Origin of the sequence: Thalassospira xiamenensis M-5 = DSM 17429 (genome assembly GCF_000300235.2) — a bacterium.
GTDB classification, from domain to species: Bacteria; Pseudomonadota; Alphaproteobacteria; order Rhodospirillales; family Thalassospiraceae; genus Thalassospira; species Thalassospira xiamenensis.
Window position 1 is genome coordinate 3891808 of the sequence record NZ_CP004388.1, and the last position, 18030, is coordinate 3909837.

Here is an 18030-nt window from a genome sequence, read left to right on the forward strand (position 1 = left end):
TCCAGTGTCACTCATTCGGTTCTACGACGGCAAAGTTCGCCGCGTCATTTTTTGGCCGAGTATCCATCGGCAGGTCTTCGCCCTTGATCCGGTAATAGATCGTTTCGGCAATGTTGGTCGCATGATCGCCAATACGTTCGATATTCTTGGCGATAAACAGCAGATGGGTCGATGCCGTGATGTTACGCGGATCTTCCATCATATAGGTCAGCAGTTCACGGAACAGGGAATTGTACATATCGTCAACTTCCTGATCGCGCGCCCAGACACGCTGGGCCTTTTCCGCATCACCTTCGATATAGGCATCCAGAACGTCCTTGATGATTTCCTGGCACAGCTTGGCCATGTTCGGGATCACCTGAACCGGGCGGATCGGCGGCACCTGGTTAAGAACCTGCGCACGCTTGGCGATGTTTTTCGCCAGATCACCGATACGTTCCAGATCGTTGGACAGTTTAAGCGCGGTCACCACCTGCCGCAGGTCATCTGCCATCGGCTGACGCAGGGCCAGAAGACGAACGGCAAAATCCTGCACTTCCTGTTCCAGCGTATCGATACGGTGATCGGAAAGAATGACCTTCTCGGCCAGTTCCGAATCCCGTTTAACGATCGCACGAATGGCGGAAATCAGCTGGCTTTCGGCAAGCCCGCCCATCTGCGAAATGATGTTGTTAAGACGGGTCAGTTCTTCGTCAAACGAACTGACGATATGATGTTTCTCATCGACCATCGAAAATACTCCTGCCCGGACTTAACCGAAGCGACCCGTAATGTATCCCTTGGTGCGCTCGTCCTTGGGATTGGTGAAAATCTGATCGGTTTCGCCCACTTCGACCAGCTTGCCGAGATGGAAAAACGCCGTGCGCTGCGACACGCGGGCAGCCTGCTGCATGGAGTGCGTCACGATCACAATGGTGTAGTTCGAACGAAGCTCGTCAATCAGTTCCTCGACCTTTGCGGTTGCAATCGGGTCAAGTGCCGAACACGGTTCATCCATCAGGATGACTTCGGGGCTGACGGCAACCGCACGTGCAATGCAAAGGCGCTGCTGCTGCCCACCAGAAAGACCGGTTGCCGGTTCCGGCAGACGGTCTTTGACTTCTTTCAGTAGACCCGCCCGTTCAAGCGAGGTCATGACGATTTCATCGAGCTCGTCGCGCGAATTCACCAGACCGTGAATACGTGGGCCATAGGCCACGTTGTCATAAATCGACTTCGGGAACGGGTTCGGTTTCTGGAACACCATGCCAATGCGCGCGCGCAACTGAACAACGTCGATTGCCTTGTCATAGATATCACGGTCATCAAGCGTTACCTTGCCCTTGATCGTGACACCGTCAATCGTGTCATTCATGCGGTTCATGCACCGCAGGAAGGTTGATTTGCCGCAGCCCGACGGGCCGATAAGTGCTGTGACCTGGCGTTCGACAATGTCAAGATTGACATCAAAAAGCGCCTGGTTGTCGCCGTAGAAAAGATTGAGGTCACGGGCCGTCATTTTCGGGCTAGTGACTGACGGCTCTGCCGTCATTGCGCTTTGAGTTACAACAGCCATTTTACCACTTCCGTTCAAATTTCTTGCGCAGATACACGGCCAATCCGTTCATCAGGATCAGGAAGCCCAGCAAGACCATGATGGCCGCCGAAGTCTTCTCAACAAAGGCACGTTCCGGACTATCCGCCCACAGATAAATCTGCACCGGCAGAACTGTCGCCGGATCGAGTGCCCCGCCCGGGATATCAACAATAAACGCCACCATACCGATCATCAGAAGCGGTGCGGTTTCCCCGAGAGCCTGCGCCATGCCGATGATGGTCCCGGTCAGAATACCGGGCATCGCCAGCGGTAACACATGATGGGTCACCGTCTGAACCGGCGATGCCCCAAGACCAAGGGCAGCCTGCCGGATCGACGGCGGCACTGCCTTGATCGCCGCACGTGATGCGATGATGATGGTCGGCAATGTCATGAGGGCCAACGTCAGACCACCAACAACCGGGGCCGACCGCGGCAGGTGCATGACATTAAGGTAAACCTCAAGCCCAAGAAGACCGAACACGATCGACGGCACAGCCGCAAGGTTGTTGATGTTGACTTCGACAATCGCCGTGAACCGGTTTCGCGGTGCAAATTCTTCCAGATAGATCGCTGCCAGAACACCAATCGGAAACGACAGTATCAATGTCACAACCAGTGTATAGAACGACCCGACCGCAGCGCCCCAGATCCCGGCCAATTCCGGTTCGCGGGAATCACCATTGGTAAAGAACCGCGTATGGAACTGCTTTTCGACCGATCCTTGAGAGACCAGTGTATTATACCAACCAATTTCCTGATCGTTCAGGCGACGGTCGCCTTCGTCTGTGTTTGCACTGATATAACCTTTGTTGAGCATATCAAAGTCGTCACCGGAAATCAGCCAGACCTTCCGGGTCTGTCCGATCAGAGACGGATTTTCAAGCACCCTCTCGCGCAGATCATAAGATGCCCCGCCCGAAACAATGTCATAGAGATCACGCCGTTCGCTACGTCCGCTCACTTCCGGGAACTGTTTGCTCAGTGCATCCCTGATCAGACCATCAAAATTGGCCCGGCCAATAATTGCCGGATCACCTGTTCCGTCCGGATCAATCTTGGCCGGGTCGAAAAAGATTTCCATCTGAACATAGGTCTGGAAAAAGGCACTATAACCTTTCGAAATGATCGAATAGCCAAGCACAACCAGCGCCATAAGGGCGATGGCAATTGCGCTTAAGCCGTAAATCTTGAACCTGCGTTCCGCTGCGTAACGTTTTTTAATGTTACGTGCCAATTTCGGGCTGTCCCAGTCAACCGGCGTGTGCAGATTGCCAGAGATCACTTTTGCGGCGGCTCTGTCTTCCATAAGCGATGCCATATCAGTCATATTTCTCGCGATACTTCTGAACAACCTTAAGGGCAAACACGTTCAGACCCAAGGTGATAAGGAAAAGAAGCAGACCCAGTGCAAATGCCGACAGGGTTTTGGCACTGTCGAATTCCTGGTCACCGACCAGAAGTGTTACGATCTGCACGGTAACAGTGGTCACAGCCTGCAACGGGTTTACCGTCATGTTGGCAGCAAGTCCGGCAGCCATCACAACGATCATGGTTTCACCAATCGCACGCGACACCGCCAGCAATACCGCACCAACAATACCGGGCAGGGCTGCGGGGAAAATCACATGCCGAATGGTTTCAGACCTTGTTGCACCAAGGCCATATGATCCGTCGCGCAACGACTTCGGCACCTGTGACATGACATCATCAGACAGCGATGAGACGAACGGAATGATCATGACCCCCATGACCAGCCCCGCAGCCAGCGCACTTTCGGAACTGACATCAAGTCCAAGCACAGCACCATTGTCGCGCAAGAACGGAGCAACTGTCAGGGCCGCAAAGAAGCCGTACACAACCGTCGGAACACCGGCCAGAATTTCAAGGGCAGGTTTGGCAACCGCCCGGAATTTCGGCGATGCATATTCACCCATATAGATGGCAGAGAACAAACCGACCGGCACCGCCACAAACATTGCAATCAGCGTAATCAGCAATGTTCCAACAAAAAGCGGGATTGCGCCAAATGCACCGTCGGACGCCACCTGATCTGCGCGGATGGCCGTCTGCGGGCTCCATTCCAGACCGAACAGGAAGTCCAGCGGGCTGACCTTGCCAAAGAAATGCAGCGCTTCAAACAAAAGCGAGAAAACAATGCCGACCGTCGACAGGATGGCAATCGCCGAACACACGATCATGATATAGCGAAACAGCCGTTCGACATTGTTTCGCGCACGCATTTCCGAAGAAATCCGGCGGTAAGACAGAGCCAAGCCCACCAGGGCAACAGACACCATCACAACAATAAGAGCAGCATTTGCGATGGTGTTAAGATTGGCAAGCCGATGGCCGGCCTCTACAATCTCGGGAGAAACGGTAAGATGTTCCCCGCCTCCGGCAGCAATTTGCGAGATACTGTTAAGCGCCAAAGATAACAACCCGGAATTGGACGTCACTTCTTCGGGAAGATCGGCAACGATCATTGTCTGAATGATCGTCCCTTCAAACATCATCCAAACCAGCAAAAGGCCCAAAGCCGGCAGGCCGCACCACAACGCCGTATACATCCCGTAATGCGCAGGCAGCGAATGAAGATTGCTGTATCGACCGTTCGACAGGGCCACCGCGCGCTGTCGACCGAAATAAAATGACACGGCACACAGGAGTGCCACAGCAAGCAGCAAATAGGTCAGGGACATTGCGATTAATCCATTTGCCAAAGAATGACCAAAAAACTTGGTGCGCGTTTAAGGCAGGTCCAAGAATAAATCAATTAAAGCCTGAAAACAAAGAAACCGGTGGCAGAAAAGGCTGCCACCGGTTGAAAGATCGCGTTACATGCTCAGCGGAGCAAGGTTCAGCGCAGCATTACGGACTGCTTCACGCTCGGTCGCATCCATCGGGATGAGGCCACGGTCAGCAAGGTAACCTTCGCCACCAAATGCTTTGTCAGAGGTGAATTCGGTCAGATATTCTTTGATACCCGGAATGGTACCAACATGGGCGTTCTTGACATAGAAGTACAGCGAACGCGACACCGGATAAGAACCATCCGAGATGGCTTCGAAGGTCGGCTCGACACCGGCAATCAGGGAACCCTGAAGTTTGTCGCCGTTCTGATCAAGGAACGAGAAGCCGAAGATGCCAAGTGCATCATGGTTTGCTTCGAGTTTCTGAACGATCAGGTTGTCGTTTTCACCGGCTTCGACATAGGCACCGTCTTCACGAACGCCTTTGCAAACTGCACCGTGCTGATCTTTGTTGTCCTTGATTGCCTTGATGGCTTCGAAGGAGTCACAGGCTTCTTCAAGTACCAGTTCGGTGAAAGCGTCACGGGTACCGGAGGTCGGGGGCGGGCCGAGAACTTCAATTTTAACGTCCGGCAGGCTCGGGTCGATTTCGGCCCAGGTGCTGTACGGGTTATCGATCAGCGACTTGCCGTCTTTCGAAGGAACGGTTTTGGCCAGCGCCAGGAAGAGCTGTTCTTTGGTCAGGTCAAGACGCGGAGCATCTTTGGAGTTCGACAGAACGATACCGTCGTAACCGACTTTGACTTCGGTGATTTCGCTGATGCCGTTTTTGGCACAGGTTTCAACTTCGGACTTCTTGATGCGACGCGAAGCATTGGTAATGTCCGGATGCTGTTCGCCAACACCGGCGCAGAACAGCTTCAGACCACCGCCGGAACCGGTCGATTCAATAACCGGCGTCTTGAAGGAGGTGGTTTTACCGAATTCTTCAGCAACCGCAGTTGCGAACGGGAAAACGGTGGACGAACCAACGATACGAATCTGGTCGCGTGCCTGGGCCGCGCCAACAAAGGCAACGCTCATCAGCGCCGCAACAGCAAGAGTCTTCTTCATGGTAAATTCCCCAGTAATTGTTCCAAACCGGAACGGTGCAACGATCTGCGAGGCGGACTCTAACGCTGGGTGCTTACGGTATTGCGTCACTTTTGTTAACGTTATGTGACAACGCATCGGAGATGAAAAAAACCTCGAAAAAACCTTTATTAATCAAAGGTTTTTCTGAAACAGATCCGTGCCGGAATCAAAACTGAAACCGGCATTTTTCCTGTTTCCAGCCGCAGGTTTGACAGCCTTCGTTACATAAACTGTAACATTGCCCTGAAACATCACCCGGACTGGATAGACGACCGCACGGCAGCAGACCGTTAACTGTTTTCGGTTTCCCTGCCTTTACAAAGCCCCCGAAAACACGAAGCTTGTTCATAAGATATCAATCCGTTGGGGAAGTAGCGCAGAACCGCGCAAAAGGGAGACGACCATGAGCACTTCGCTCGACGAGATTCAGGAACTGATCCAGAAGCTTTCCGGTGAACTGGGCGACATGTCCGAGGCCGCATCACGCCACATCGATGACCTGCATGTCGCGGTCAACAACATTGCGTCTCATGTCCTTGCCATGGAAGCCGTCATTGCGGTGATGGCAACAAAGGTCGATGTCAGCGAAGCCGAAGTTCAGAACTGGATTCGCGAAAAAACCGCTGCTTTTGCCGAAGACAGCAGCGTAGGTGGTCGATGGATGGTATCTGATATCGGGGTGCCTGGTCGAAAGTTTCGGCGGGTAGCCAGCATTTACGAGATGCATAAAAGCCCGCACGACGCAACGTCGGCGGGCTTTCAGACCGCTGACAAACCCCGTCATATTTTGGCGGGGTTTTTCTTTTAGAGGTTTTTGAAAGCCGGCTTGAGTGTGCCGAGGGGATTATCCCTCGGCGATTGGCCCCTTGGGGCCCAAAGCCAGGGCTATTTTCTTGATGTTTTGGGCGGCGGCGGCCAGCAGACATTGGCATTTGACATTGATCAGTCCCCGGAACCTTGCATATCGATGACCGTGAAGCTGTTTGGCATCTGCAAAAGAGCGTTCGACCGTCTCTTTTCGGCGCTTGTAAACCCGCTTACCCCACTCTGTCAGACGATAGGCGTCAGCCCGGTCTCTGGCGTCTTGCCAGACATGGCGCGTGACAGTTTTTCGGTGGTGGGCATTGGCGGTACAGGAAGCCAGCACAGGACAGGTGCGGCATTTTTCCGGGTCGCTGTGATAATGGCGGTATCCATTTCGGTCGGTTGTCGCATAAGACAGAAGCTGACCTTCGGGGCAGCGATAAGCATCACGTTCAGGGTCATAAACGTATTTGCGTTTGGGGATGTAGCCTTCCCGAAGGTTCGGGCGGCGATAGCCCGTCACGCCAAGGATGTCACGATCTTCAAGGCCTTTGGCAATCGCGGCGGTCGCATAGCCCGCATCCAGTCCGACGGCGATAACATCAAGGTCAAAACGCTGCCTTTGTCGGTCAAGACGGTCGAGATAGGGAATGCTGTCATGCAGATTGGCCGGGGTGGCGTAACTGTCGGTAATGATCCCAAGCTTGCCATCGACCGTGCGGTGATCGAGATAGAAAAAGCCCTTGGGCTTGCCGTCGCGCACCATATATCCGCTGTCGGGATCGGTTCGGCTGATCTTGGTTTCTTTCTCAACCGGCTGGCGTTCCTTGGCTTTGAGCGGCTTTTTCGCATGAGCCGCCCGGTCTTCCTCAATCGCCAGATCCAGATCATCCCAATAGGCCGCGCGCGATTTGGCAACCACTTCGCGGTCCCATTTGTTCTTGTTGGCATCGGCCTTCAAATGCGTGCTGTCGGTATAGAGAACCTTACCATCCACCAGCCCGTGCCTGATCGCCTGCTCGACGATCTCGTCAAAAATATCCTGCGCAACACTGGCATCATGATATCGACGCCGCCGGTTCTGCGACAGGGTCGAGGCATCAAAGACCTTGTCGGTCAGCTTGAGTTGCAAAAACCAGCGATAGGCGACATTGACCTCAATCTCGCGCACAAGCTGGCGCTCCGAGCGCACGCCAAACAGATAGCCAATGAACAGCGCCTTAAACATCATCACCGGATCAAGGGCGGGACGGCCATTGTTCGCGCAGTACAAATCGGCCACGCGCGCATGGATAAAACTGAAATCGATCACGGCATCGATCTTACGAAGCAAATGATCGCTGGGGACCAAACTGTCGAGTGTCACCATCTCAAGTTCGGTTTGATGTGGGCTGGGTTTCTTAAGCATTCCCCATTGAATCAAAAATCCCCGCCAATGGCGAGGACTTTGTCAGCAGTCTGAAAGCCCGCACGACGCAACGTCGGCGGGCTTTTGTATTTAGACGTCCAAACCGTTGTCTAGGCGATCTTTTCAGCATAATACGGTAAAAGCTTTTCGGGGGTCGGTCCCCCTGCTGCCCAGTCAAGCAATTGCACCGTATGCACAACTTTCAACGCATCGGTTTCAAGCTGCACCATGCAGCCGATATTGCCCGTCGCAACCAGATCCGGTGCCGTGTTTCTGATATTGCCAAGTTTGCGGTCGCGCAGTTTGCCCGCGATTTCAGGCTGCAACAGGTTATAAACCCCTGCCGACCCGCAGCATAAATGCCCTTCGGCAATTTCAAGCACCTCGTACCCGGCCTTTTTCAGAAGGTCGCGCGGTTCACGAATGATCTTCTGACCATGCTGCATCGAACATGCCGAATGATAGGCAACCCGCGCCCCGCCATGAGTCGCCCCGGCAAAACGATCCGCCGGGACATCAATCCCTGCCAGATATTCGGTCACATCACAGGCAAGGTCGGAAATTTTGGCCGCTTTCGCCGCGTAATTCCGATCATGGCGCAACATGTGCCCGTAATCCTTGACCGTTGTGCCACATCCCGATGCTGTAATGACAATCGCATCAAGCCCCTCGCCCGCAAGTTCCCGGCTCCAGGCATCAATGTTGGCTTTGGCCTGTTGATGGGATTGCGCTTCCTTTCCCATATGATGGACAAGCGACCCGCAACAACCCGCCCCTTGGGCCACAACGATTTCGATGCCAAGGCGTGTCAGTAAACGAACGGTTGCCTCGTTTATCTCGGTCTCAAGAACCTGTTGCGCACAGCCGGTCAGGATGGCGACCCGGCCTTTGCGTTGACCAATTGCCGGGATCACCTGCGGCTTGTCGACCCAGCTTGGCGGCGGCATATGGCGCGCCCCCATTTTGACCATGCCCTTCAGACGGCCCGGCAAAAACCGTGCGAATGGCGATGCCAGTTTCGCCCCGATCAGCGAAAGCCTGAAAAGCGTCGGGTTTGGCACGACAATCGATAAAATCCGGCGCAACCATTTATCCGCAAACGGCCGGTCATAGGTTTCTTCGATATGGGCGCGCGCATTGTCGATCAGATGCATGTAATCGACACCCGACGGGCATGTCGTTGTGCAGGACAGGCACGACAGGCACCGATCAAGATGTTTGACCACCTTTTCCGTCGCCGGTTTATCGTTTTCCAGCATGTCCTTGATCAGGTAAATCCGCCCGCGCGGACTATCAAGTTCATCCCCCAAGGTCACAAAAGTCGGGCATGTCGCGGTACAGAACCCGCAATGCACACATTTCCGCAGGATCTGTTCACTTTCGGCAATTGCCGGGTGGGCAAGCTGGGCGGCGGTAAAGTTCGTTTGCATTACGCGTTCCCCCGCTTGGCAATCATGTGTCCGATCCGGCCCGGATTAAGGATACCTTCAGGGTCAAAATTCTCGCGGATTCTCGCATTGATCCGCGCCAAAGCCGCGTCCTCGGCATGGAAAACCGGCACCTGATTTCTAATATCTTCGGGCGCGCGCACCAGAACTGCCCGCGCATCGTAGGACACGGCAATGTCGCGCACTTTATCGGCCATCGCATCACCCCCGGCCAATTGAAGCCAGATTTGCGCCCCGGCCCAATCCATCATGATCTTCCCGCCGGTTTCGTCGGCCAGTTTCGCAGCAATCGCACCGCCAGATGCCGGTGGCCCGGAAACACGCCATAGCAATCCGATCCCCCCTGCAAACGGGACAACATCGGCAACCGCCTGCCAGAACGCGTTGCTGTTGGCGCTATGAAGTTCTTCACTGGCACCGATATCGGCCAGAAGCTTACGCAATGCCTCGCACCGCCAGGCAACCGAGGGTGCAGGACCTTCAACGCGCAGCGCGACAATACCGGTCCCGATGCCGGTCACAATGTCCAGACCAAGTTTTACAACCTGTTCCCGCGCAATCCATGCGGCGGCCGAAACCTCGTTCTCGCTGCCCAGGGCACGCGTCATGGCACTGCCTGCAATTTGCATATCATCACAGGCGATCAGAACGGTTCGGGTTTTCTCGTCGCACGGCATGACTTTCATGGTGATGGTATGCATCACGCTAAGCGTGCCAAACGATCCCGCCATCAGCTTTGACAGATCAAACCCGGTTACGTTCTTCATGACCCGTCCACCGGATTTAAAATCCTCGGCCCGGCCGCTGATGGCTTCAAATCCCAAAAGATGATCGCGTGCCGCACCGACCTTGATCCGGCGCGGCCCGGAAATATTGCACGCAATCAGCCCGCCAATCGTTCCTGCATGATCAGCCACGCCATCGGCCAGCAATCCCGGAAAATTTCCGGGTTCAAAATGGAATTGCTGATTTTTATCGCGCAAGATGCCGTGAATTTCGGCAAGAGACGTTCCGGCACGCACCGACATCACCAGTTCTTCGGGTTCGTAAAACAAAACCCCGGTCAGTTTCGACAGGTCCAGAACATGGCTGGCCGCAACCGCATGCCCGTATGATATCTTGCTGCCCGACCCGATGATTTCCAGCGGGGTTTTTGAGCCAAGCGCCCAACTGATGGCCTCGCGCAATTGTTCGGGCGTGGCGGGGGATATGACTTCCGTCATGACGGTTTCTCTCTTCCTCTCCTGATCCTTGCCGATCGGTTGGTGGGAACCGATGACAGGATTATTTTTCTTCTCGTCTCTCATTCCGGCCTAAAAGCGCGGGATATCCGGGAACTTGCTGGCGACTTCGCGCGCGTGCAGGGTTTTGAGTTCCCCGCAGCCATGCAAGGTCGGGAAAACCTTGCCAGGATTAAGCAATTCATCCTCGTCAAACGCCAGTTTCAGGCGTTCCTGATGCTTCATGTCGTCTTCGGTGAACATTTCAGGCATCAGATCGCGTTTTTCGACGCCAATCCCATGCTCGCCGGATAATACCCCGCCAACCTCGACGCAAAGCTTCAGGATATCCGCCCCAAAGGCTTCCGCCCGTTCCAGTTCACCGGGCTGATTGGCATCAAACATGATGAGCGGATGCAGATTGCCGTCCCCGGCATGGAAAACATTGGCAACCCGCAACCCGTGACGTTGCGACAAAACCTGCATGCCGGTCAGGACTTCGGCCAGACGGCGGCGCGGAATGGTGCCATCCATACAGATATAATCAGGCGAAATGCGCCCAATCGCCGGAAAGGCATTCTTGCGCCCCGACCAGAACAGCAGACGTTCATCCTCGCTTTCGGAAATGCGCGAATAAACCGCACCGCATTCCCTGGCAATCGCGCCGACACGTTCAATCAGATAATCGACCTCGACCTTTGGCCCATCGAGTTCAACAAGCAGCAACGCCTCGACATCAAGCGGATAACCCGCATGCACGAAACCCTCGGTCGCCTTGATGGCCGGGGCGTCCATCATTTCAAGACCGCCCGGAATGATCCCGTCGGCAATGATCCGGGCAACGCAATTGCCACCTTCTTCGCTGCTATTAAAGCCAAGCAGAAGCGCGCGCGCCGTTTCAGGCTTTCGCAGAATCCGCACCGTGACTTCGGTTACAATGCCCAGCAACCCCTCGGACCCGGTAATCACCCCCAAGAGGTCATAGCCCGACTGATCCAGTCCCTTACCCCCGATCCGAAGGATTTCGCCTTCGATCGTGACCATTTCAACACCAAGGACATTGTTGGTGGTTAGTCCGTATTTCAGGGAATGCACACCGCCCGAATTTTCCGCGATATTGCCGCCAATCGAACAGGCGATCTGGCTGGACGGGTCCGGGGCGTAATAAAACCCCTTATGTTCGACCGCGCGCGTGATCCCAAGATTGGTCACACCGGGCTGCACGACGACCGCCCGATTGTCCCAGTCGATATCCAGCACGCGGTTGAATTTCATCATGCTGATCGTGATCGCATCCGCCATCGGCAACGCCCCGCCCGAAAGGCCGGTGCCCGCCCCGCGTGGAACGACACGAATTTTGTGGGTATGGCAATATTTCAGAATGGCCGCGACCTGCCCGGTATTTTCGGGCAGGACCACGATCATCGGAAGCTGGCGATAGGCCATCAACCCGTCGCATTCATAGGGCCTGAGCCGGTCTTCATCGACGATAACCCCGCCTTCGTTCGGAACGATGTCCCGCATGGCGGCGATGATATCCTTGCGACGTGCAAGGGTCGATTGATCCGGCTCAGGCATCCTAAGCATGCGACGTTTACTCCCTTAATTCGATCAGCAGATCCTTGCTGTCGACCTGTGTACCTGCGGGGGCATGAATGGTTGCCACGACCCCGTCCCTTTCCGCATGAACCGCGGTTTCCATTTTCATCGCCTCAAGCGAACACATCACATCGCCCGCCTTGACCTTCTGGCCTTCGGCAACATGGACCTCGACGACAAGGCCCGGCATCGGGGCCGCGATATGAAGCTGGTTACCATCCTCGGCCTTTGGTTTGACCTTGCCGGTGGCGGCCAATGTCTTGTCGGCAACCTTGACTGTCCGGGGCTGGCCGTTCAGTTCAAAGAACACGGTCCGATTACCTTCCTCGTCCCCGCCTTCGGAGGTCGCGAGATAGCGGATCACAAGCGTCTTGCCCTTTTCCAGATCGACGGAAATCTCGTCATTCTGGCTCATGCCATAGAAGAAGATCGGGGTCGGCAGGATCGAGACATCGGCGTTGTGACTACGATGTTCGGCATATTCAAGGAACACCTTGGGATACATCACATAGGATGCAACCTCGGCATCACTGATGCTGCGATGGGTTTTCTTTTCGATTTCCTTGCGGGTTGCTTCGAAATCAATCGGGGCCATGGATTTGCCCGGTCGATCCGAAAGGGCTTCTGCCCCCTTAAGCACCTTGCGCTGAAGGGCTGGCGGGAAGCCACCAACCGGTTGACCGATTTCACCACGGAAGAACGAAATGACACTATCGGGGAATGCGATGTCCTTTTTCGGGTCCAGCACGTCCCTTTCAGTAATACCCGATGTCACCATCGTCAGCGCCATGTCACCGACAACTTTCGAACTTGGCGTCACCTTGACGACATCGCCAAACATCCTGTTGACTGCGGCATAAGCTTTGGACACTTCCGGCCAGCGTTCTTCGATACCAAGGGAACGTGCCTGCTGGCGCAGGTTGGTATATTGGCCGCCGGGCATTTCATGGACATAAACATCCGATGTACCGCTGCGGATATCGCTTTCAAATCCGGCATAATACCGCCGGACCTGTTCCCAATAGGTCGAAACTTCTTTAAGCGCCTCGGTATTAAGCCCCGGATCACGTGGTTGCCCGATATAGTTATTGGCAATCGAACCAAGGTTTGGCTGAGATGTCAGGCCAGACATCGAATCCATGGCTGCATCCACCGCATCCACCCCGGCATCAATCGCGGCAATCACGGTGGCCGCCGAAATGCCGCTGGTATCGTGGGTATGGAAATGGATCGGAATATTGACCGTATCCTTCAACGCCTTGATCAGGGTCGTTGCCGCCGCCGGACGCAGAACCCCCGCCATATCCTTAAGCCCCAGGATATGCGCACCGGATGCCTCAAGCTCCCGGGCCATTTTGACATAGTAATCAAGGTTATATTTCGGGCGTTTCTCGTCAAAGATATCGCCCGTATAGCAAATGGTTGCTTCGCACAGCTTGTCGGTTTTCAGAACCGCATCCATGGCAACCTTCATGTTTTCGACCCAGTTCAGGGAATCGAACACACGGAAAACATCCATGCCGTGTTCTGCCGCCTGCTTGACGAAATACTCGACCGCATTGTCGGGATAGTTGGTGTAACCGACCGCGTTCGACGCCCGCAACAGCATCTGTGTCAGGATATTGGGAACCCGTTCACGCAACTTGACCAGACGATCCCACGGATCTTCCTTAAGGAACCGCATCGCGACGTCAAACGTCGCCCCGCCCCAGCATTCCAGCGAAAACAGCTCCGGCAGCCCATGCGCATAATAAGGCGCGATTTCAAGCATATCGAAGGTCCGCATCCGGGTCGCCAGCAACGACTGATGCGCATCACGCATCGTGGTGTCGGTGATCAGAACGCGTTTCTGATCCTTCATCCAGCGTGAAAAGCCCTCGGCCCCCAACTGGTCAAGCTTCTGCTTGGTGCCCGGGCGGATTTCACCCAGATCAATCGATTTCGGCATCACCGGCGCATGCAGGTTTGTCGGTACCACCCGGCCTTCGACCTCCGGGTTACCGTTGACCGTAACCTCGCCAATGAAACGCAGCAAACGGGTCGCGCGGTCGCGACGGCGCACGAACTTGAACAGTTCAGGCGTTTCATCAATGAACCGCGTGGTATATTCACCGGCCCGGAATTTCGGGTGATTGATCAGGTTCTCAAGGAACGCCAGATTGGTCGCAACACCGCGAATACGAAACTCGCGAAGGGCGCGGTCCATACGGTCGACCGCTTCGCGCGGGGTACTTCCCCATGCGGTGACCTTTTCCAGCATACTGTCATAAAACGGGGTGATCACCGCCCCGGAATAGGCCGTGCCACCATCCAGACGGATGCCAAAACCGTTGGCCCCGCGATACACCTTGATGATCCCGTAATCGGGCACAAAGCTGTTTTCAGGGTTTTCCGTCGTAATGCGGCACTGAAGCGCATGATCACGCAGCTTGATCTTGTCCTGCCACGGAATACCGGTTTCCGACGGGAAACCGATGCGCCCCCCCTGCGCAACAAGGATTTGCGCCTTCACAAGGTCAAATCCGGTCACGCATTCCGTCACGGTATGTTCGACCTGAATGCGGGGATTGACCTCGATGAAGTAAAACTTGGATGTATCAACATCCATCAGGAATTCGACGGTCCCCGCATTGACGTAATTCGCGGCCTTCCCCAGACGAAGGGCTGCTTCGCAAAGTTCTTTGCGCTGTTCTTCGTCAAGGTAGGGGGCGGGTGCGCGTTCAACGACCTTCTGGTTGCGTCGCTGAACCGAACAGTCACGTTCAAACAGATGCACTAAAGTGCCATGCGTATCACCCAGAAGCTGGACTTCGACATGGCGGGCGCGACGGATCAGTTTTTCAAAATAAACCTCGTCATTGCCAAATGCAGCGGCGGCTTCGCGTTTGGCGGCCAGAACCTGCTTGGAAAGATCCTTGGAATTCTCGATGACGCGCATCCCGCGGCCACCACCACCCCAACTGGCCTTCAGCATGATCGGATAACCGACCTGATCGGCGATGCGGGTAACTTCATTCATATCGTCAGGCAATGCACCCGATGCCGGCATTACGGGCACACCGGCACTTTCTGCCAGATTACGCGCGGCAACCTTGTTACCCAATGTCCGCATGACTTCGGAATCAGGACCGATAAACGTTATTCCGGCCTCGGCACAGGCGTCGGCAAAATCGGGGTTCTCAGACAGAAACCCATAGCCCGGGTGAATGGCATCAACACCGGCTTCGCGGGCAACACGCAGGATATCCTCGATATCAAGATAGGCCCGAATGGGTTTGTTGCCCTTGCCAACGGTGTAACTTTCGTCGGCCTTGAACCTGTGCAGGGCAAAACGGTCTTCGTCGGAAAAGATGGCAACTGTGCGAATGCCAAGCTCGTTGGCGGCACGCAGAACACGAATCGCGATTTCACCGCGGTTCGCGACCAGAAGTTTACGGATACGCTTTGGTGCAGAACGCGTCATGGACACCGGGCTCCTACCAGATTTGTAGGGCAGGTGCGTCCCTGTGCGCCCCTGCCGAAAACCAAGAGAAACGCCACGATATGATCCCGGAATGCGTTGCGGTGCGGGATGCCTGCAACGCCATACCATCTGTGGCGATAAAGGATGTCTGTCACGTTAAAACGCGTGCAGCGCATCCAGGGTTCCTGGCGCCCGGTGGGCAGGCGACGTGTCTGATATATGCGCAATGCGCTGCCTCTGTCAAAGCATGATCTTCGAAATTGGTAATACCAGTTTCACTTTACCGCAGCCAGTGTCTTTTCACCATGTGGAAAATCGCGCCCGAACCTAATGCAACCCAAAGGTTCGAAACCTGTTATCAGGCGCAGACTTTTGGTGCTTTTGTGATATTGTCCGGCCCGAAAATTCTTCCTGTATCCGAGACTGTTGTGCCCATGCGGAAAATCAATCTTCGACTAAAGTTTTTGCTGCTGTCGATCCTGCCACTGGTTCTGGCCGCTGCGGCAATATCGTATCTGGTATTTGCACAGGCCGAACGACTGGCCGAAGCAGAAATCAGAACGTTCGAACGCAACATTCTCGAAGCCCGCAAGGAAGAGCTTAAAAGCTATCTTGAACTCGCCCTTGCTTCGATAGATCACATTTATTCGGTCGCAAGCCCGCTGGATGCCGTTTCCAAGGAACGGGTCAAAAGCATCATCGAAGACCTGTCCTATGGCGAGGATGGCTATTTCTTTATCTATGACCGCGATGGTACGGCCCTTGTCGACCCGCCACAGCCATGGCGTCTGGGTCGCACATATTGGAACCTGCGCGATTTGAATGGAAATTCCGTCATTCAGGCGCTGATTTTCAATGCCGAAAAAGGTGGTGGTTTCCTGCGCCATGTCTGGGAAAAACCGTCAACCGGCGAACCCGCCGAAAAAATCGCCTATTCCCTGATGCTTGAAAAATGGGGTTGGATGATCGGTACCGGGATTTATATCGATGACATTTCCGAACAGGTGAAGGAAATCGAGACCGAGGTATCATCCCACATCCGTGACACGACCATATCAATTGTCGGAATCACCATTCTTGCGGTTTTGCTGGTTGGTATTTCGGGCACTGTCGTCACGCTTTCAGAACGCAAACTTGCCGATTCCAAGCTAAAGGAACTGACCCATCGGGTTGTCGACGTTCAGGAACAGGAACGTTTGCGAGTGTCGCGCGAATTGCATGACGGCATCAGTCAGATTCTTGTTTCCGTCAAATATTCGATCGAAACCGCAATCGCACGCCTGGGACCGGAAAAGAATGCCGCGACCGAACCGATGGAAAAGGCCGCCAAGCGATTGCAGGATGCCATCCACGAAGTCCGTCGCATATCGCGCGACCTGCGCCCGGCGGTTCTTGATGATCTTGGCCTGCGCCCCGCGATTGAAAGCATGTGCAAGGAACTGGCAGACCGGTCCGACATGCAGATTGATGTCAAATCGGACAATATCGATGTGGTTCTCGATATCGCAAAGAAAACGACACTGTATCGCGTCTTGCAGGAAACCCTGACCAATATCGAACGTCACGCCGATGCCACGCATATCAAGGTCACGATCCGCCGCGAAGGTCAAAGTGTCGTGATGAAAATCATCGATAACGGTGTCGGATTTGAAACCAACCGGTATATTCGCAACCGTGATCCGCGTGCGGGGATCGGCCTTCGCAATATGCGCGAACGCATGGAATTCCATGGTGGGGGCATGACCGTCAAATCCGAACCGGACGATGGAACAACCATAACTGCCTATATTCCGGTTTCGCGTGATAATGATCTACCCGTCACCGTCATCAGCGGCTAAGGTGGCAACAGATGTTTCGGCCCAGATGTTTCAGCAATGTGACAGAGAACTGAATTGACCATGAGCAGCGCAAATACCCCCTATTCGCCCAACCGTCCCATTCGTGTTTTGCTGTGCGACGACCATGCGCTGGTCATGGATGGCATTCGTTCGCGTCTTGAATGCTATGACCATATCGATATCGTCGGCGAGGCTGGAAACGGCATGGAAGCCCTGTCGCTGGCCGGAAATGTCAAACCCGACATCGTTCTGATGGATATCTCGATGCCGGTCATGAACGGGCTGGAAGCCGCCGAAAAATTCCGCGAAACCATGCCCGATATCAAGGTCATCATCCTGACCATGCATGAGAATCCGGAATATCTTCGTACTGCCCGACTGGCAGGTGCGCGCGGCTTTATACTGAAAGATGTATCGTCAAACGACATGGTGCGCGCGATCGAGGCAATTGCAAATGGCGGCGAAGCTTACAGTCCGACATTTGATCGCATCAGCAACACCGAAGGCGTGCCTGACGATGGCATGCCGCTGACCACGCGGGAACGCACCGTCTTGCGGCTTCTGGCCAAAGGTGCCAGCAACAAACATGTCGCCCGCGAACTTGATATCAGTGTGCGTACCGTGGAAACCCATCGCCGCAACATCAAGCGCAAGCTCGACATCGACAGCTCCGCCGGCCTCGTGCGTTATGCGATAGAAAAGGGCCTTGTCACCCTGGACAGCACCGCCTGACGGCACGCCCGAAAAAGTCGTACTATTGTGATGTTTTTCACCTTTTGATCGCTAT

General features: G+C 54.6%; 13 protein-coding genes. 3 read left to right on the top strand and 10 right to left on the bottom strand.

Going from position 1 to position 18030, the window contains the following annotated elements:
• Positions 1–7: 7 nt before the first annotated feature.
• From phoU to TH3_RS18125, 5 genes are all read right to left on the bottom strand, one after another.
• Positions 8–730, bottom strand: coding sequence for a phosphate signaling complex protein PhoU (gene phoU, locus TH3_RS18105; RefSeq protein WP_007091985.1), 723 nt, complete (start codon positions 728–730; stop codon positions 8–10).
• A 21-nt stretch (positions 731–751) separates the two neighbouring features.
• Positions 752–1555: a phosphate ABC transporter ATP-binding protein PstB gene (gene pstB / locus TH3_RS18110; protein WP_037987065.1), complete on the bottom strand. Its 804-nt coding sequence runs from the start codon at positions 1553–1555 to the stop codon at positions 752–754.
• Position 1556: 1 nt separating this feature from the next.
• Positions 1557–2906 carry a phosphate ABC transporter permease PstA gene (gene pstA, locus TH3_RS18115; protein ID WP_007091983.1) on the bottom strand — a complete coding sequence of 450 codons (1350 nt, stop codon included), beginning with the start codon at positions 2904–2906 and terminating at the stop codon, positions 1557–1559.
• Complete coding sequence (gene pstC / locus TH3_RS18120; RefSeq protein ID WP_007091982.1) at positions 2899–4278, bottom strand: phosphate ABC transporter permease subunit PstC; 1380 nt, start codon at positions 4276–4278, stop codon at positions 2899–2901. Before pstC ends, pstA begins: the two co-directional genes overlap by 8 nt.
• Positions 4279–4413: 135 nt before the next feature.
• The gene (locus tag TH3_RS18125) at positions 4414–5442 is read right to left on the bottom strand and encodes a PstS family phosphate ABC transporter substrate-binding protein (protein ID WP_007091981.1); all 1029 of its coding nucleotides are present in this window, start codon (positions 5440–5442) and stop codon (positions 4414–4416) included.
• A gap of 424 nt (positions 5443–5866) precedes the next feature.
• On the opposite strand from TH3_RS18125, the gene TH3_RS23365 reads away from it, so the two are divergent.
• Positions 5867–6271, top strand: a complete 405-nt coding sequence (locus TH3_RS23365; RefSeq protein WP_233421797.1) for a hypothetical protein — start codon at positions 5867–5869, stop codon at positions 6269–6271.
• A gap of 36 nt (positions 6272–6307) precedes the next feature.
• Here TH3_RS23365 and TH3_RS18135 read toward each other — a convergent pair whose 3' ends face one another.
• From TH3_RS18135 to TH3_RS18155, 5 genes are all read right to left on the bottom strand, one after another.
• Positions 6308–7675, bottom strand: a complete 1368-nt coding sequence (locus TH3_RS18135; RefSeq protein WP_040059618.1) for an IS1182 family transposase — start codon at positions 7673–7675, stop codon at positions 6308–6310.
• A gap of 110 nt (positions 7676–7785) precedes the next feature.
• Positions 7786–9105 (bottom strand): glycolate oxidase subunit GlcF, encoded by a 1320-nt coding sequence (gene glcF, locus TH3_RS18140; protein WP_007091657.1) that lies wholly within the window; start codon positions 9103–9105, stop codon positions 7786–7788.
• Positions 9105–10346 (bottom strand): FAD-binding protein, encoded by a 1242-nt coding sequence (locus TH3_RS18145; protein ID WP_007091658.1) that lies wholly within the window; start codon positions 10344–10346, stop codon positions 9105–9107. The genes glcF and TH3_RS18145 overlap by 1 nt, the downstream gene beginning before the upstream one ends.
• 90 nt (positions 10347–10436) lie before the next feature.
• Positions 10437–11921 (bottom strand): FAD-linked oxidase C-terminal domain-containing protein, encoded by a 1485-nt coding sequence (locus TH3_RS18150; RefSeq protein ID WP_007091659.1) that lies wholly within the window; start codon positions 11919–11921, stop codon positions 10437–10439.
• 16 nt (positions 11922–11937) lie between these two features.
• Positions 11938–15405, bottom strand: coding sequence for a pyruvate carboxylase (locus tag TH3_RS18155; RefSeq protein WP_007091660.1), 3468 nt, complete (start codon positions 15403–15405; stop codon positions 11938–11940).
• Positions 15406–15839: 434 nt separating this feature from the next.
• Between TH3_RS18155 and TH3_RS18160 the strand changes: the two genes are divergently transcribed.
• A complete protein-coding gene (locus TH3_RS18160) occupies positions 15840–17243 on the top strand; it encodes a cache domain-containing protein (protein ID WP_040061224.1) in 1404 nt (467 codons plus the stop codon).
• 60 nt (positions 17244–17303) lie between these two features.
• Complete coding sequence (locus TH3_RS18165) at positions 17304–17975, top strand: response regulator (protein ID WP_007091662.1); 672 nt, start codon at positions 17304–17306, stop codon at positions 17973–17975.
• Positions 17976–18030: the final 55 nt, after the last annotated feature.

Bases quoted from the DNA above. Each gene is read 5' to 3' on its own strand.
- phoU (WP_007091985.1), bottom strand. From the start codon at position 730: ATGGTCGATGAGAAACATCATATCGTCAGTTCGTTTGACGAAGAACTG.
- pstB (WP_037987065.1), bottom strand. From the start codon at position 1,555: ATGGCTGTTGTAACTCAAAGCGCAATGACGGCAGAGCCGTCAGTCACT.
- pstA (WP_007091983.1), bottom strand. From the start codon at position 2,906: ATGACTGATATGGCATCGCTTATGGAAGACAGAGCCGCCGCAAAAGTG.
- pstC (WP_007091982.1), bottom strand. From the start codon at position 4,278: ATGTCCCTGACCTATTTGCTGCTTGCTGTGGCACTCCTGTGTGCCGTG.
- TH3_RS18125 (WP_007091981.1), bottom strand. From the start codon at position 5,442: ATGAAGAAGACTCTTGCTGTTGCGGCGCTGATGAGCGTTGCCTTTGTT.
- TH3_RS23365 (WP_233421797.1), top strand. From the start codon at position 5,867: ATGAGCACTTCGCTCGACGAGATTCAGGAACTGATCCAGAAGCTTTCC.
- TH3_RS18135 (WP_040059618.1), bottom strand. From the start codon at position 7,675: ATGCTTAAGAAACCCAGCCCACATCAAACCGAACTTGAGATGGTGACA.
- glcF (WP_007091657.1), bottom strand. From the start codon at position 9,105: ATGCAAACGAACTTTACCGCCGCCCAGCTTGCCCACCCGGCAATTGCC.
- TH3_RS18145 (WP_007091658.1), bottom strand. From the start codon at position 10,346: ATGACGGAAGTCATATCCCCCGCCACGCCCGAACAATTGCGCGAGGCC.
- TH3_RS18150 (WP_007091659.1), bottom strand. From the start codon at position 11,921: ATGCCTGAGCCGGATCAATCGACCCTTGCACGTCGCAAGGATATCATC.
- TH3_RS18155 (WP_007091660.1), bottom strand. From the start codon at position 15,405: ATGACGCGTTCTGCACCAAAGCGTATCCGTAAACTTCTGGTCGCGAAC.
- TH3_RS18160 (WP_040061224.1), top strand. From the start codon at position 15,840: ATGCGGAAAATCAATCTTCGACTAAAGTTTTTGCTGCTGTCGATCCTG.
- TH3_RS18165 (WP_007091662.1), top strand. From the start codon at position 17,304: ATGAGCAGCGCAAATACCCCCTATTCGCCCAACCGTCCCATTCGTGTT.